Origin of the sequence: Paenibacillus prosopidis (assembly GCF_003337375.1) — a bacterium.
GTDB lineage: Bacteria > Bacillota > Bacilli > Paenibacillales > Paenibacillaceae > Pristimantibacillus > Pristimantibacillus prosopidis.
The window spans coordinates 326158-343092 of sequence record NZ_QPJD01000006.1; the positions used below are offsets into that span (position 1 = coordinate 326158).

A 16935-nucleotide genomic window follows, 5' to 3' on the forward strand; every position below is an offset into this window, starting at 1 on the left:
GAAGGCTCCTTATTATGATGAAATCCTACTTATATCGTGATGAATTAGTTAAACTAGGAGTATCTCCTTTAGTAAGGTGGACAGCATATGGCGCGCTTCGAGAAAATATCCAACCGTTTCGCTTCGAAAATGATTTTAGCCTTTTTATTGATTATTCTAATACCGACCACTTTATCGGGGTTTTCTTTCTATTTGGAATCTTCAGCGCTCGTGAAAAGAAATGTAAGAGCATCTGCCGTTCAGGTTACCAAACAAACCGCAGATGCCCTTTCTTCCATTTTCAATGCGGGAAGCGATACATCCGATTTAATATACGGTGATTTGAAGGTGCAAGATGCGGCGATGCACTATACCTCGAGTCCGCTGAGCACACAGGTACAGATGTCTCAATCAATAGACACGCTGCTGAATAATGTCGTTTATTCGAGCTCGTTCGTTAGAATTGTTTATATCTTTAAGGATGGCGGAATCGGGTGGGGGAGCGGAACGTTCTCGGCTGTAAAGCTGAGAAAGGTCGATCTAAACCGGCTGGACTGGGTCGAGCAATCGAGAAGGCAGGATGGCGGACTCGTATGGCAGGCTTTGCGGAAGGATCCATTTAGCGGAGGCGGGGAAAATACCGATTTGGTGCTTCCCATCAGCCGAACGTTGAAGGATTTTGAATCATTGGAGCAAATCGGCTTGCTCGTTGTCAGCTTAAACGGCAAGGCTATCATTAATACGATTAATCAGGTCAAGCTGGGTGAAACAGGCCGCTATATGGTCGTCGATCCGTCAGGTCAAATTATGATCGATGCCGACCTTTCGCGAATCGGTAAGATGATCGAGGATCCTAATCTGCATGAGCTTGTTGTTCACAACGATGCTGTAGAATTTGAATACGCCAATAACGGCGTTCATTATTATGGCGTGAAGCAATTGTTGAGCAATGGCTGGCTGCTGGTCGGCACGGTGCCTACGGTTGAAATAACGGGGGCGCTGGACAAGCTTCATACACGTATTTTAATAACCTCGGCTTGCTTTGCTTTATTGGCGGTGCTCATCGGACTGTTAATCGCGAAGCGGGTTACGAAACCGATTAAACAATTAACGCTGGAAATGAAACGGGTGCAGCAAGGAGATTTATCCGTGCGGACCGTGTTAACCTCCACCGATGAGATTGGCCTTATGAGTAAGCATTTTAATAAAATGCTGGATGAAATCGAGCAGCTCATGGAACGCGTGGAGAAGGAGCAGAACGATAAGCTGGAGGCAGAGGTGCGTGCCGTCACGTACCGGATTCATCCGCATTTTCTCTATAACACGCTCAGCACATTAAGATGGCTTATTCGGGCGGGCGAGAAGGAACGGGCGGAACAAGGCTTAGCTGCTCTGACCAGGCTGCTCGAAGCGAACATGGGCAAGAACGGCCAGATGATTACGCTTAAGGAAGAGCTGGAAATCATTCAAAAATATATCGTTATTTTAGAAATGCGGTATGAGCATAAGTATGCATTGTCGATTGACGTGCAGCCTGGAGCCGAGGAGATCAAAATCCCCAGGATGCTGCTTCAGCCGCTCGTGGAAAATGCTATTTTCCATGGCTTCGTTCCGCTAAACCGCGGCGGCGACATATCCATCCATGTTACGATGCAGCAGGGCCTGCTGCATATTTTGCTCCAAGACAACGGAGCGGGTATGACCGCTGAGAAGCTGGAGCAATTGGGAACCAAGGATGGCGTTTCGAATAGGGGAATCGGCTTGCAGCATGTTTATGATTCTTTGCGGCTTTATTTTGGAGTGGGCTCGGGCATGACCTTTGATAGCGAAATCGGAAAGGGAACGCAAATTCATATTGTTATACGTCTATAAAACTATACTTACGATGCAGGTTTGATGCGCAAGCCTTAAGCATACGCTTTCGAAGTAAGTTTGCATTCGCAAACTTTTTAGGAGGGAACAACATGAACGATAACGTCTTAATTGTGGACGATGAGCCGATTATCCGGAACGGACTTAAAAACTTTATCGATTGGGAGAAGCTTGGGTTTACTCTGGCGGGAGATTGCGCGAATGGCCTGCAAGCGTTAGAGCTGCTTCGTTCCCGTCCTATTGATATTTTAATTACAGATATAAAGATGCCGGTCATGGATGGCTTGGTGCTTACGAAACACGCGTTGGAGGTGAATCCCCAGATAAAAATCGTATTAATCAGCAGTTATAACGAATTTGAGTACGTCCGCGAGGGGATGAAGCACGGAGCGGTCGATTATTTACTGAAGCCGTCATTGGAGGCAGAGGAGCTTATCGCCGTGCTGCTGCGCTGCAAGGAAATGTTGGCCAAAAATCGGAAGCAGGCTGTTGAAAGAATCCAGTTCGACCGGCAGGCAACGATGCTTGAAAGAAAACGTTTCGAGCAAGAGATTATAAGACTGCTTATATCGAGTCAATCAGACTTTCGTTTCATAGACATTTTTGGACGCCAAAACGGTTCCTACGTGTGCGCTTTTGTCGAGTACGACGGATTAAACGAGTGGCGGGAGCAGTATGGCAATTTGCATGTCAGCATGATGTATGAGGATATGCAGGCGATCTTTTACGAGCAATTCCAGAAAGGGAGCGCGCCTATATTAGCAGGGGAAGGCTTGTTCCTCATTTATCCCCATGAGGAGTCCGCGAGCATTTCGCTGGAGCGCTTTAAAGTCCGTGTGGAGGAGGAGCTGTCGGTATCCATTTCGATCGGCTGCTGCACGGAGGCAGAAACGGAATGGGTGGAGAAGGGTTTAAGAAGATGCCGCGCTGCAGGGGGACGGCGTTTTTTTGAAGGAACCGGACGTATCTTCTCTTGTGAAGCGCAGAGGGAAGACGGCGGCAGTGAGTCTGCGCAGCATCCTCATGAGCAGGAGAAAATGGATATGCACGCGATGGTGGAAACGATTCGTGCGGCGAATAATAATAAATCCGTCATCGACAGCTTCTTCTCCCGGTGGAAGAATGTAAGGTATACTCCGGAGCAGGTCAAAAGAGAGGCATACGAGCTGCTCTCTGCCTTTGCCTATATTAACGGCGACTCTAAGGGGCTATCCGAGTTCCGGGAAAATATATGGCGCTGCGATACGATTGTTCAGCTCCAAGCAACGATCCGCCATTTGTTCGAAGAGATGGAGCATCCTAATCGGTTACGACTAAACGATAAAGGCCATGGCGGACAATTAATAACAAAAGCAATGGAGTACATTAAGCTTCATTATCGGGAAGAATTAACGCTGCAGGAGGTAGCGGACTCCATCCATGTCAGCAAAAGCTATTTTTCGAATTTATTCAAAAAACAGTCCGGGCACAATTTTATCGATTATTTGATCGATTTGCGGCTGCATGAAGCCAAACGTCTGCTTGTGCAAAATGAGTGTAAAATTTACGAGGTAGCGGAGAAGTCAGGCTTTAATGACGTTAAATATTTTAGCAAGCTGTTTAAGAAGATGACTCAGATGACACCTGTAGAATATCGGGAGAAGCATCAACAATAGTTGATGGGGGGATTCAGATGATGCATGCGAAATGTTGGATTATCGTTGCTTTTATCGTTTTAATGGTATCGGGCTGCGGCCAGCAGTCGATTATATCGGAAGACAGCAGCGTGGAAAGACTGAACAGCGGCAACGATTATGAGATTGAGTTTTGGCATACGTACAGCGATGAGGAAACCCGGATTTTGGAGGATATCCTTATCCCTGCGTTCGAGCGGGAGCACCCTCAGCTTCATGTCGTACCCGTTCGGCAATCGAATGATCCGGAATTAAAGTACACGCTTATCTCCAAAGCCTCCGCGAACCGGGCGCCTGATGTCGTTCGGATGGACATCGCCTGGATACCGGAGTTTTCGCAGAGCGGACTGCTGCTCCCGCTGAGCGATTACGGGGATTTTGACGATGTGATTAAGCTGTTGCAGAGCAACACGGGCTCTGCAGGCTACTATGAAGGCTCCTATTATTCACTGCCTGTTAACATGAACACCAAAGCGGCTATTTTTAACAAAGCATTGCTTGCGAAAGCGGGGTTATCCGAACCTCCCTCCACCTTCCAGGAAGTGATCGAGCTTGCCAGAAAACATCGCTATATGATTGGTCTAGGCGGAATGGAGTCGTGGCTGAGCCTGCCGTACATCTATGCGCTGGGAGGACGCATAACCAATGATTCCTATACACGGGCAACCGGCTATCTGAACGGAGAAGCAACGGTCAAAGCTGTGGAAGAGCTTTACTCGCTTTATGAGGACCGCCTGATCGACCAGTCTGTTATTAATGGCGGCGGCGATAATTGGGAAGGGGTCAAGTCGGGTAATATTTTAGTGACGGACGAAGGCCCTTGGTTTTACAGCGTGCTGCAAGGAGAGGAGCTGAAGAGGGCGGTCAGCTCTACGATTGCGGTTCCATTCCCGCCTACTTATGGACCTTCCTCGATACTAGGCGGGGAGGATCTTGTTATATTAAATGGCTCAAAAAATCCGAATCAATCATGGGAATTTATGAAGTGGATGGTTAGTAAGGAAGCACAGGTCGCGATGTCTCAAACGGGCATCATACCAACTAATCTGGAAGCCAAAGAGATTAAAGTGAAGGGCGAGTCATTTATTCATCCATTCGCGGAAGCGCTGGATCATACCTTCCTTCGAACGCCGGTTAAAAATTGGAGCAGAATAGATGAGGTTTATACCGCGTACATGTCCAAAATTTTTCAAGGGGAGCTTTCGGTTAAACATGGTTTGACGGAAGCGGCCGCTAAAATCGATCAACTGCTCGAGCAATGAACGATACGCAATAAGAAGGGGCTGTCAAAAGGTAAATCACCTTTTAGGGCAGCCCTTGAGTTGGCCTGGAGTGCAATGAGGTGCATTTCTGCACCTCAATTGGCTAGGTAAGCGTCACCCTCACCCTCACCTTTAACCACATTCATCATCAATCTTGCCATGCATTGGGTCATGATGTGATCTATGCGTATTATATGCTGGCTATGCACTCTCGCTCCGAAGTTCCGGCAACGGTCGCTCGGACACCTCCTTTTTGGTTTAAGTACTGTTTCTGTTTCGTTGCCTGGAATTATATATGAAAAATCATATAGAAAATTCCCTGGGCTGGCTAAAGTGAAAAATCTATGTGAAAAATCGTATATAATTTGTCTTTTTGCATGAATCCCGCCAATTATGTTCGAAAAATCGTATATATCAACGGACATTTAAATTGACTTGCTTCTTACTTCTCCCACGAACTCCCTTCGCCGGCTCATGCAGCAAAAAGGACACAATCCGTTTCCCGGTCGTGCCCTTTTTGTGCTTCACTTCGTTATGCATTTATTTATAGAGGTTCTACCGTTATCGCCCCATACAGAAAAACAGAAATCCCCAGAGGGGTCTGGGGAGGGATTTGATCTTGGTCTATACATTTTCCTCGAGGATCCGGTATGCTCCAGGCGATACGCCGTACTTTTTTTTAAATATTTTATAAAAATAAGGATAGGCGCCGAAGCCGCAGCTTTCGGCAATTTGATCGAGCGTCATTGAGGTGTATTTCATCCGCTCCATCGCGGCGGAAAGCCGGATTTCATGCGCGTATTCGATCATGGATTTGCCGAAGGTGCTTTTGAACAGATGAACGGACCGCGAGACGCTGAGGCTGACATGCCGCGCCACATCCTCTACCATAAATGTCGTCGTCGCATGCTCCTCGATGTATCGCTGCATTCGCGTTGCCCTATACGGTCTCCCTGATGAGGGCGCGGTTTCTTTGTAGGACCGCTCCAAAAACAGACAAAGCACCCGCAGCAAATAGCCGGTTAATTCACCGTTTCCCCCCAAGGATGTACGGCGCTGCTCGACTATGATCTGGCGCCATAAGGCGAGCAGCTGATCATCCAGTTCGATCCGGGAGACCGGCGGTTTGGGGGAACGGTTCCACCATTCGGCAATCCAATCGCCTTCGCAAATTAAATAATAGTCCCCGCTGGAGATCAAGGGGCCCTTCAAGTCATTTTGCTTTTCCTCGATCGACAGCTCATATGAGTCCCCAGGTTTAAGCAGCAGGAGGTGTCCGGGTTCAATATCGAATTTTATTCCGTTAACTGACGCTTCGCATCGCCCTTCCGTTTGCAGACGGAGGAGATAGAACGGAATCCCTGATTTTTGCTGTATGTTAAATCGCTGCGTGTGATAAGAATAGCTGCAATACAAAATGTTTGTCATATGCCTGCCCTCTTATGAAAAAAATAATAGCCAAATTGTATATGTTTCAATTATATCGTTTATCTACAATCTAAGCTATTTCATGTAAGCTATGAACATATAAGAAATATATCAAATTTGAGGAGTGTGTGTGAAATGAGGAAAATGGGGATAGGCGTACAGTTGTTTACACTGCGAAATGAAACCGCTTCCGATTTTCCCGGAACGCTGCGCCATGTGGCTGAGCTGGGATATGAAGGCGTGGAGTTTGCGGGATACGGAGGTCTGTCCGCTGAGCAGATGAAAGACCTTCTGCAGGAGACGGGACTTAAGGCGATTGGCAGCCATGTGGGAATGCAAAGCCTGCGTGAAAATTTGCAGAGCGAGATCGATTATTTGAATACGATCGGCGGAAAATATTTGATTTGCCCGCATATCGCCGAAGAGGAACGCCAAACGCCAGAAGATTGGAAGCGTATTTTTGACTTCTTTGAGGAAGTCGGACAGGAAGCACGGAGAAACGGTCTTACATTTGCTTATCATAATCACGCGTTCGAGTTTGATATACAGGTTGCTGGAGAATTTGCCTTTGACGCCATGTATGCGAATACATCCCCGGATTCCGTTCAAGTCGAAATGGACGTATGCTGGGTGAAGTTTGCCGGACAAGATCCGCTTGCCTATATTCCGAAATATGCAGGCCGGCTGCCGCTGCTGCACCTTAAGGATTTTAACCGGGACCAAGAGAAGATCGATGAGATTAATCAAATGATCGCAAAGCAGCTTGGCCATAACAAGTTTAGATACGAGATGGTGACGCTGGAGCTCGGACAAGGCGAGGTTCCTCTCGTGAACGTTATCGCCGCGGCATCGGATGCCGGCGTGGAATGGCTTATTGTGGAGCAGGACATGTGCCTCACGAACCCGCCGCTGCAAAGCATCGCAAACAGCATGAATTGGGTCAAGCAAAATTATTTGCAGCTCGTTTAAACCATAAATTTTATCTAAGGAGTGATTTTCTTATGTCTAACGGCAAACTGAAAATTGGAATTATCGGCTGCGGCGGTATCGCTAATCAGAAGCATATGCCTGCACTGTCGAAGCTGACGCATTTGGGCGAAATGGTCGCTTTTTGTGACATTGCTCCGGAAAGCGCAGTGAAAGCAGCGAAGGAATACGGAACCGAGCATGCCGCAGTATACACGGATTACAAGGAATTATTGAAGGATGAATCGATTGATGTCGTTCATGTTCTGACGCCGAACCTCCAGCATTCTTTTATCACGGTAGCGGCATTGGAAGCTGGCAAGCATGTCATGTGCGAAAAGCCGATGGCTATTAATTCGCTTGAAGCGAAAAAAATGCTGGATGCTGCCAAGAGAACAGGGAAGAAGCTGACGATCGGTTATCAAAACAGGTTTAGAAACGATTCCCAAATTTTGAAAAAAGCATGCGGTGAAGGGGAATTGGGGGATATTTATTTTTCGAAGGCGCATGCGGTTCGCAGACGCGGAGTTCCAACCTGGGGTGTATTCCTTGACAAAGAGCAGCAGGGAGGCGGACCTTTAATAGACTTGGGCACGCATGCGCTTGATTTAGCGCTTTGGTTTATGGATAATTACAAGCCAAAATCGGTGACGGGTTCTGTTTTTCACAAAATGGCGGATAAGTTTGAAGGCAATCTGATGGGTCAGTGGGATCCGAAGAGCTATCATGTGGAGGACTCTGCTTTTGGGCTCATCAAGATGGAGAACGGCGCTACGATTTACTTGGAAGCGGCTTGGGCGCTTAACACAACAGATACTAGAGAAGCGATGACTACGCTCTGCGGAACCGAAGGCGGAGCGGAAATGAAAGGAAGTCCGTTTCTTGGCAACAGTGAGCTGGTTTTCAATAAAGCACAGTTCGGTCAACTGGTTGAAACGAAGTCTTCCTTGGGCGGCGGCATAGCCTATTTCGGTCCTGGCGCGGAGGAACCTGGCGTCAAAGAAGCAAGACAATGGCTGGAGAGTATTATCAATGATTCGGAGCCTCTCGTAAAGCCAGAGCAAGCCTATGTTGTTACCCAAATTTTAGAGGCTATCTATAAGTCTGCCGAAACCGGACAAACGATAGAGTTTTAATGCAAAAAAAGGAGAGTAACATACCGTTTTGGCCAGTGATGACCGCCATTTTTTTTGGTTCGTTTCTGGCGATTCTCGGGATTAGTACGATCAGCGTGGCCATCCCCGTTTTAATGGAACAATTTCATGCCGGCCTGAGCACGGTGCAGTGGACGATGACGGGCTTCATGCTGGCAACGGGGGTGGTGGCGCCCGTAACCGGCTATTTGGGGGAAAGATTCAGCACCAAATACTTGTTTATGGTTGCGTTAATCGGCTTTACACTGATGTCACTGTTGTGCGCGTTCGCATGGAATGTAGAATCGTTAATTGTGTTTCGAATTATGCAGGGTATATTTAGCGGGATTGTCATGCCGGTTACAATGACGATCATCTATCAGGTGATTCCCCGTGATAAGCAGCCATTTGCGCTAAGTGTATGGACTTTGTCAACGATGCTGGCACCTGCCTTCGGACCAACATTGGCAGGCTGGTTAATCGAAGCGTTCACGTGGAAGTGGCTTTTTTTAATGAATGTTCCATTCGGAATTGCATCCGTTCTAGTCGCATGGAGGCTCATTCCCTATTACAAGCTGAGAACACCGAAAACATTCGATTTGCTGGGCTTGCTCACCGTAATTCTAAGCAGCGGATCACTCTTGGTCGCCATCAGTGAAGCGCATATATGGGGCTGGAGCTCGTGGAGAACGTTGTCGCTATTCGCATTCGGCATGGCAATGCTCGGGATTTTTATCCGGCGGGAGCTGTCGGTACCCGAACCGCTCTTGAATTTGAAGGTTTTGGCCAATAGGAAGTTTACAATTAGCCTTATCGTCGCGGTAGTTATTACGATCAGCTTGTACTCCGGCGTGTATTTGACGCCAGTTTTTCTGCAGAACATTCAGCAGGCATCAGCGCTTGATACAGGCTTGATCCTGCTGCCGGCATCGCTTGCGATGGCGGTCTCCATGCCAATTATCGGCAAGCTTTATGTGCGGGTTGCTCCGCAGTGGCTTATCGCCTCCGGTATCAGCTTGATTGCAATCGGGACGCTTGCAATGGGGCGGCTGGATGTGAACATTTCGCACGGATACATCATGTTGTGGATGATGGTGCGCAACATCGGGATCTCGTTGTCGATCATGCCTATCACCAACCTCGGAATGGAGGCCATTCCGAAGGAGCTGTCCGGGCACGCTTCATCGGTAAATAACTGGATCCGCCAAGTGTTCGGTTCCTTTTCCATCGCATTGTTTACCTCGCTTCTCGCATCACGGATGACTTTACATACGGAAGCGCTCGGTCTGGACGGTGCTGTAGAAGCGCAGCGAAAGCTGCTGGAGGCGGAAGCTTTCACGATGAGCTCCAATGATGTGTATATCGTGGCGATGCTGATCGTGCTTGCGGGCCTCCCGTTTGTATGGATGCTGAATGAAGGGAAACGACGGAAAACTTCGCAGACGAACAAGCGCCTCAAGCAATCATCATTATAAAAAGTAAAGCCTTGACCAGAGGAAAAACCACAGGTCAAGGCTTTTTTAATTAATCATCAGTATCTCCCGGATTTCCTGCTCCGACAGGGAGGACAATGCCTCTTGTCCGGGCTGAATAACTTCATCAATCAGGTTCTTCTTTCTTTGCTGGAGCTCGTACATCTTGTCCTCAACAGTGCCCTGAGTGACAAGGCGGATAACCTGCACGACATTTTTCTGTCCGATGCGGTGCGCCCGGTCGGCTGCCTGCTGCTCGACAGCGGGATTCCACCAAAGATCGTAAAGGATTACGGTATCGGCTCCGGTCAGGTTCAGTCCGGTTCCGCCGGCTTTTAACGACAGGAGGAACAGGTCCCGTTCGCCGTTGTTGAACCGGCTGCACAGCTCGACCCGCTCAGGTGCGGGGGTTTGGCCGTCCAAGTAGAAATATGGCACGCCCTGAAAGCCGAGCTCGCGGCCGATCAGACCGAGCATCTCGGTAAATTGCGAGAAAACGAGCAGCCTCTTGCCTGCGCTGCGGCATTCCTCGATAATCTCCAGAAGCTGCTCGAATTTGGCTGAGCTTCCTTCATAGCCTTCAACGAACAGGGAAGGGTGGCAGCATAGCTGGCGCAGCCTTGTGATGCCTGCCAATATTCTGATCCGGTTTTTATGGAAGCCTTCTTCGTTCAAATGTTTGACCGTTTCCTGCTGAAGCTTAGCCAAATAGCCGACATACAGCTTCTTCTGCTCGGGCAGCAGCTCAGATGCTTGAATCGATTCTATCTTCTCTGGCAGCTCCTTCAGCACATCAGTCTTCAGCCTGCGCAGCAGAAACGGGCGGATCCGCTTTGCGACGGTCTCCCGGGATAATTCATTAAATGCGCTGCGGCTCGGGAACAGCTCGGGAAACACGATGTCGAAAATCGACCACAGCTCCTCGAGCGTGTTCTCCACGGGAGTTCCCGTCAATGCAAAACGATATTGGGCCTCTATCGCCTTCACTGCTTGTGCCGTTTGAGTCGTATGGTTTTTGAAATATTGAGCTTCATCCAAGATCAGGGTATGGAATGATTGCCTCGCATACTGCGCGATATCTCTGCGAAGCAGCGGATAGGACGTAATAATGACGTCTGCCTCGCCCATTTCCTTGAGTACCTCGCTTCGTTCCGTTTTACTGCCGTCGGCAATGACTGCGCGAACTTCCGGTGCGAATTTCTTCAGCTCATTCAGCCAGTTGTAGACAAGAGAAGCAGGCGAGACGATCAGCGCCGGCTGCTCCCGTTTTCTGATTTCCGGGAGGACAGAGACGATAAACGCAATGCTTTGCAGCGTTTTACCAAGCCCCATATCATCAGCAAGTATGCCGCCAAAATGGTAGTGAGCCAACGTCTTCAGCCATTGGTACCCATACTTCTGGTAATCACGGAGCACAGGAGCGAGCCGGTCAGGTACCGGGAATTCCAGGTTGTCCGGATTTCGCATATTTTCTAGAAGCCGGCGGAATGATTTGCCGAACTTAACGGCATTTCCCTTCTCGCTTGAATCCATGAGGTGCAGGCCGCGTACGGTAGGAATGCGGAATTCCGTACCCTGCAGGTCGCCCATGCGTAAGCCGACCTCGTTCAAAAACCGGATGATTTCCTGAAACTCTGCGGTTTCAAGCGGTAGTAACGCGCCGCCCGGCAATCGGTGGTATTTACGCTTTACTACCAGCGACTGCAGCAAATTGCGGATTTCCGATTCCGGTATGCCGTCCATATCGAATTTGAACTCGAGCCAATCGGTTCGCTCATCGATCTCGATCGTTACTTTTGGCGGAGCATACTTGGTGACAATCCTTACTTTCACGGCTGAGGTAGCGTATACCGTCAGCAGCTTCTCCAGCTGCGGCACGACGTTGTGGAGGAAATCGTATTCGGCTTCCTCGTTCTCCATGAAATAGCCGCCTTCGGTTTTGGCGAAAGGGCTTAGCTCCATTAACTCCAGTATGCGCCGCTCCTGATCGCCGTCACGCATGAGTATGCGGTCTGTGCCGCGATTCTTATCGCTTCCTTCTAACGGGTTAATGATAATATCGCCATATTGAAACTCCAGTCCCGCGAGCAATCGGTCTCTCACCCGGTCCAAATACAGATTGGCATTCAGCTGGGTTTGCAGGACGCGATCTGCGATGGTCTCCGCGATGCCAACGCTGCCCAGCTTCATCAAGCCCGGAATAACCTTCTCCATAAAAGGCTCCATTTGCTCCGGTGCAATAGGAATGCGTGGCTTCTGGGAATTGGCGAGCAAATGCTTCAGCTCAGAGAGGCGCTTACAGGATTCAGGCTGCAGCTTAAATAGCTTTCCTTCGGCAAGCGCCAGCTCATATTGCTCTATAATCGTCATTTGATCTAAGCCCTGTACGTCTAATTGATAGCCGTCACTCTTCGCTTGATCGAACGCAAAATGCAGCGGAACCGCCTCGTCGGATAATTGAATGCCATTGTATGTATGGCCGTCATGGGCAAGCAGGACGATAGGAGCCTCTACTAACAAAGGAAGCAGCTTCTCCCAGGAGAAGGGAGGAACAAGCAGCATCCGGTCGCCGCAAGCGGGTGCTTCTCTCAAATAAGAGGAGCGGGTTGATGAATCACGGTACATCGTCTCATTACGATAGATCTGAATGAGCTGGCGAATGACGGCGTCGTTTTCCGGTTGGAAGCTATGGAGGGCTGGGTCGTAAGTAAAGTTCTTGGAAAACACGAACGGTTTGCCAAGCTCGACCCTCTCGAGAAACTCCCTTATTTTCTGTACGATATAAAGCCGCTTAGGACCGACCTTCAGCTCGATGCCGAACATATGCTTTCGGTAACCGTAGGGGTACAGTTTGCACGTAATCTCGACATCGAGAGGCGTTCTTGTTTCAAAGAGCTGCCGGCTGCCGTAAGAACGAAGCGGCTTGCCGCTGAACAGCCCGAGCATATCGCTTGCAAGCCGGGCATCCGCAGAGGCTAGAGCTGCATACTTGGCAAACCGCGGATGAATATGCGCTTCCAACTCCTCGTTCTCGTCCTCTTCCTCGGAAGGGCGGTCTTCCGGATGCAAGAGGGAGGGGTATTTACGGGCAGGTTTACCACCCTCCACCTCCAGTTCATGAATTTGCAGCAGAGTGGCCGCTACATGCTTGCAGTATTTGTCATAGGTGCTGAACGCGAGGCAGGTGCATTCGGCATCAACATCTCCGTTACGATCAATAGCTATAGCAACCGTGTAACGTTTTTTGCCTTGAACGACCGCATCGTAGCTGGAAGCTTCGGCATCGGAATTATTGATGGTCACTTTTCGGTCTCTATAGTAAGCTTCGCCCCGCTCATAAAAGGTGTCTCCGCACAATAATTTAATAACCCGTTTGGACAATGGAAAACTCATTGCGTTGGTCCTTTCTAGTGACAGGGAATGGAGTATCCCTAAAATTAGTTGGTACTTGTACCATTTAATAGGAATTTCGTCCAGATTAGCAACCGTCACTACGTTTCAAATCAAAGCTGGCGCTTCATCTTAGAGGAAGCGTTCGAGATGTTATGGCCGTCAGTCTCCTAATGATAACAGATTTATGGAGTAATTTATAAACAGAGATCTTTTTGCAATGGAGCATGGAGTTGGTTCTTAAAGAAGTCCCCCGCCTGTACGGCAGCACGCAAAAAGAATATAATCATGGCTATGATAAAGACAAATGCTTATTGCATACAAAAAGGAGCTGATCACTATGCAATTTCGCCGTCTAGGAAACAGCGGGTTAAAAGTATCCGCACTCGGATTAGGTACAAACGCATTCGGCAAACGGGCTGACTATGAAACGTCCAAGCAGATCATTCATTACGCATTGGATAACGGGATTAATTTCATAGATACCGCTAATATTTATGCAAACACGGAATCCGAGAAGATCATTGGACAGGCCTTGGAGGGCAGCCGTCATAACGTTGTATTGGCGACAAAAGCGGGGTTAGTGAAAGGAGCGGGTGCGAATGAGAGCGGCTCGTCCCGCTATCATTTGCAGACGGAGCTGGAAAACAGCCTTAAGCGTCTGAAAACCGATTATATCGACCTATATCAAATCCATACGTTTGACCCTGCGACGCCGCTTGAAGAGACGCTGCGTACGCTCGAGGATATGGTGCGTTCAGGTAAAGTACGCTATATCGGCGCTTCCAATTATTTCGCTTGGGAGTTAATGAAGGCTCTGGGAATCAGTGACCGGCTAGGCCTGAATCGATTTGTATCTACGCAAATCAGCTATTCCCTCGCGGATCGTACGCCAGAGAATGAGCTTGTCCCGATGTGTATCGACCAAGGCGTCGGCATCATTCCGTACTTCCCTTTGGCTGGCGGTATTTTATCTGGAAAATATCATTCGCTAGAGCAGGTGCCCGAAGGCTCCCGCGCCCAGACGGACCCGAATTTCAGGAAATTTCTAGACAATAAAACCATTTCGCTCGGCGAGCAGGTGGGAGAGCTCAGCAATAAGCTAGGGTGTACCCCAAGCGTTTTGTCGCTGGCTTGGCTTATGCATAAGCCCGTCGTTTCGACGGTTATCGTAGGAGCTACGCGAATGGGGCAGCTTGCGGAAAATGTGAAGAGCGCTTCTCTTAAACTGGATACGGAAGCCCAAAGCAAACTGGATGCGATGAGCAGTCCGTATCGCTATGGCGATCCTTTCGCCTTTTACCGTCTGCCCGGCCAAGATGAGCGCCAATAGGCTATGGCGTCCATCTTGAATGGAGCAAACGGATAACTGGCAGTAGGCTAGTCTAGTTCGGTAAAGTTTGAAGAAAAATTAGCGTACTGCACAAACTTCTTAACGGATGGCCGAATTTTTCCTTCAGTGGAAAGAGGGGCTTTATCATCCTTGGATGGTTTGGAGTTCACTTCGATCAGCCATACCCGGCCCTGCGAATCGATACCCAGATCAATACCCAATTCGGCAAAATGCCCCGACATTTGGGCTCCGATGCCTTCGGCTATTTGCACGGCGGCCCGCCTTAGTTTCGTTAGTCCGCCAGACGCGGCAGAAGTGCCTGTACGGGAGAGAGCGGCTTTGACGGTGCTTATCGTACCGCCGCGGGCTTGATTTGAAACGAATTGATTAGTTGCCGCAATTCTGGCGACGATGGAGGTGATGCCCCACTGCCCTGTTTCGCCGCGCTGCACCAGCGCGCGAAAATCGACAGGCCTTCTGTTCACGGTTAGAAGCTTAAGCCCCTGCTGGATTTGATAGTTGCTTTTTTTAACTTTCCCATAAATCGCTTTATATAATTTTTCTAGACTAACAAACCACTGTGTGCGATAGCCGTTCATACTATTGAAATAACAGGTGTAGGTTTGATTGGAATTCCGCTGGATACGGATAATGCCTTTGCCCAAACTGCCGCAGGTCGGTTTTAGAAACACGACGTCATACTTCCTGCACATAGATTCCAGCTGTTGGAAATTGTGGAGCCGATACGATTCCGGAAGATACGCATGCAGTTCGGGTTCTTTATTGAGCGCATTGAAGACTTCTGTTTTGTTTAAGTATTTTTCATTGAAAAATACGACGTTATAGCGGCTTCTTGCATATTTTATAAATTGCCGTACATTTACCCGGTTTTCCAACTTGCGCGAAGTTACCCGGTTATAGATCACATTCGGAACGGGAAAGCTGCTCCTGATCCATTTATTGCCTTTGTAATGCCAGCCTTTTATGCTTACGGATTGACTCTGTATATCTTCATGCGTAAAAAAATAAACGATCGAGCAATGCTGCCTGCATGCTTCAGTTAACTCGCGGCAAAACGCCGTATTGACGCCAAACGGCTTATGAGGCATTTTCCTGTAAATGCGTTTGAGCATCACTCCGATTAGAGGACCGATTTGAATCGTTTGGGAATCGGACTTGTACTGGAGGCACAGCTCGTCGCCATGAGTGAGCCCCCATTGTGATGCAAGCGAGGCACATATAAACAGGACGCCGTCTTCTGAAGAAGGCTCGACCATGACCTCTTGGCTGGCTGATCCGAAGCATAAGGTCAGCGGCTCATGGAAGGGGATCGCCCACTTTTCGGCAATGGTTTCACTGAGCTGGAGGGTTGATCCATCCGGAGAGTTGTTAGCGTTTTGTATTTGCAGCTTTACCTTTGTACTATCCATTCGAACTCCTTCCCAGGCTTGATCCTCAAGATGCGGGAGTGAACAGACTACCATGCAGCCTGTTCATAATCTCCTCCTTGCTTTTCCGTTCTTATTTAACAGAAGAGGCTCTGATGGAGCGGACAGAAGAGCGAATTTGAGCGTACAGTTGCGGGGTCGAATGATACTTGAATAAATGATAATGCGGTTTGGTGTTCGCCTCCAGCAGCCAAATTTGATGATTCGTATCGATGGCAATGTCTAAGCCCAGCTCGGTTATATTAGGAAAATGCTGCTTCATTGCGCGGGCAATTGTGCGGGACAACTTCTTGATCCTCTCTTCCCATTCCTCCCCCTCTTCCTTCGTTACTCCAAGGGCTTGATATAGCCTGATCGCCCTGCCTCCGCTGCTGTGGTTCGTCACGAACCGGTTTGGTGCCGCTACCTTCCCCATAATTCCGAAGAACCGCCACTTTCCGCTTGGTCTAAGATGCAGAAGCGCACGGAAATCAATCGGGTTGTCTTTGATTCGAATCAGATCGATGCCCTGCTGCACGAGATACCTTTTGTCGCCAATTAGCTCCTGCAGTTTCTCGGATGCTTGTTCCGGATCATCGTAAATATGCTTCTTTGAAGACGTTCGGATAACGTAATTGTCGTCCTCCAAAGTAACCTTCATAATGCCCTGCCCCTTCATCCCTAGATCCGGTTTGACAAAAAGGACAGAATAACGTTCAATCATTTCGGTGAAAGCTTGCGGAGAGAACAGCATCGTTTCGGGCAAATATTCACGGAGATTCGGTTCGCCCCAGAGTGACTCGTGTTTCAACCATTTTCTTCCAGGATATTTGATTAGCTTTGCTCTCATTGTGGAATCTCCTCCGTTGATAAATAGCAGTTACACATGATGAAATAGGCTCCGCTCGGCCATATTCATATTATTCCGGTATTTGACAAAGAGTACCTATCCATAATATCATTCAGGATTTGGGCGAATATCTAATGCGGGACAAATGCC

The 16935-nt window shown here is 48.6% G+C and carries 11 protein-coding genes; 7 read left to right on the top strand and 4 right to left on the bottom strand.

The window, feature by feature from the left end; genetic code table 11:
• Window positions 1-87 precede the first annotated feature (87 nt).
• The 3 genes from DFP97_RS11645 (at window position 88) to DFP97_RS11655 (ending at window position 4786) form a co-directional block, all read left to right on the top strand.
• The gene (locus DFP97_RS11645; protein WP_114380144.1) at window positions 88-1851 is read left to right on the top strand and encodes a cache domain-containing sensor histidine kinase; all 1764 of its coding nucleotides are present in this window, start codon (window positions 88-90) and stop codon (window positions 1849-1851) included.
• 92 nt (window positions 1852-1943) lie between these two features.
• Entirely contained in the window at window positions 1944-3506 is a 1563-nt protein-coding gene (locus DFP97_RS11650; RefSeq protein ID WP_114380145.1) for a response regulator, read from the top strand.
• Between the two features lie 17 nt (window positions 3507-3523).
• Entirely contained in the window at window positions 3524-4786 is a 1263-nt protein-coding gene (locus DFP97_RS11655; RefSeq protein WP_114380146.1) for an extracellular solute-binding protein, read from the top strand.
• A gap of 624 nt (window positions 4787-5410) precedes the next feature.
• Here DFP97_RS11655 and DFP97_RS11665 read toward each other — a convergent pair.
• Window positions 5411-6214: a helix-turn-helix transcriptional regulator gene (locus DFP97_RS11665; RefSeq protein ID WP_114380148.1), complete on the bottom strand. Its 804-nt coding sequence runs from the start codon at window positions 6212-6214 to the stop codon at window positions 5411-5413.
• Window positions 6215-6349: 135 nt separating this feature from the next.
• Between DFP97_RS11665 and DFP97_RS11670 the strand changes: the two genes are divergently transcribed.
• The 3 genes from DFP97_RS11670 to DFP97_RS11680 are packed head-to-tail and all read left to right on the top strand — an operon-like array spanning window position 6350 to window position 9788.
• The gene (locus DFP97_RS11670) at window positions 6350-7183 is read left to right on the top strand and encodes a sugar phosphate isomerase/epimerase family protein (protein WP_114380149.1); all 834 of its coding nucleotides are present in this window, start codon (window positions 6350-6352) and stop codon (window positions 7181-7183) included.
• A gap of 32 nt (window positions 7184-7215) precedes the next feature.
• Window positions 7216-8316 carry a Gfo/Idh/MocA family protein gene (locus tag DFP97_RS11675; RefSeq protein ID WP_114380150.1) on the top strand — a complete coding sequence of 367 codons (1101 nt, stop codon included), beginning with the start codon at window positions 7216-7218 and terminating at the stop codon, window positions 8314-8316.
• Window positions 8316-9788 (top strand): DHA2 family efflux MFS transporter permease subunit, encoded by a 1473-nt coding sequence (locus DFP97_RS11680; protein WP_114380151.1) that lies wholly within the window; start codon window positions 8316-8318, stop codon window positions 9786-9788. The genes DFP97_RS11675 and DFP97_RS11680 overlap by 1 nt, the downstream gene beginning before the upstream one ends.
• A 45-nt stretch (window positions 9789-9833) precedes the next feature.
• On the opposite strand, the gene DFP97_RS11685 is transcribed toward DFP97_RS11680, so the two are convergent.
• Window positions 9834-13178, bottom strand: coding sequence for a DEAD/DEAH box helicase (locus DFP97_RS11685; RefSeq protein ID WP_114380152.1), 3345 nt, complete (start codon window positions 13176-13178; stop codon window positions 9834-9836).
• A 337-nt stretch (window positions 13179-13515) separates the two neighbouring features.
• Here DFP97_RS11685 and DFP97_RS11690 point away from each other — a divergent pair, with 337 nt between their 5' ends.
• Window positions 13516-14508 carry an aldo/keto reductase gene (locus tag DFP97_RS11690; protein ID WP_114380153.1) on the top strand — a complete coding sequence of 331 codons (993 nt, stop codon included), beginning with the start codon at window positions 13516-13518 and terminating at the stop codon, window positions 14506-14508.
• A gap of 47 nt (window positions 14509-14555) precedes the next feature.
• Here the strand turns inward: DFP97_RS11690 and DFP97_RS11695 are convergent, their stop codons facing one another.
• Both DFP97_RS11695 and DFP97_RS11700 read right to left on the bottom strand, forming a co-directional pair.
• Window positions 14556-15938 carry a YheC/YheD family endospore coat-associated protein gene (locus DFP97_RS11695; RefSeq protein WP_114380154.1) on the bottom strand — a complete coding sequence of 461 codons (1383 nt, stop codon included), beginning with the start codon at window positions 15936-15938 and terminating at the stop codon, window positions 14556-14558.
• 91 nt (window positions 15939-16029) lie between these two features.
• Complete coding sequence (locus tag DFP97_RS11700; protein ID WP_114380155.1) at window positions 16030-16785, bottom strand: YheC/YheD family protein; 756 nt, start codon at window positions 16783-16785, stop codon at window positions 16030-16032.
• Between the last annotated feature and the right edge of the window lie 150 nt (window positions 16786-16935).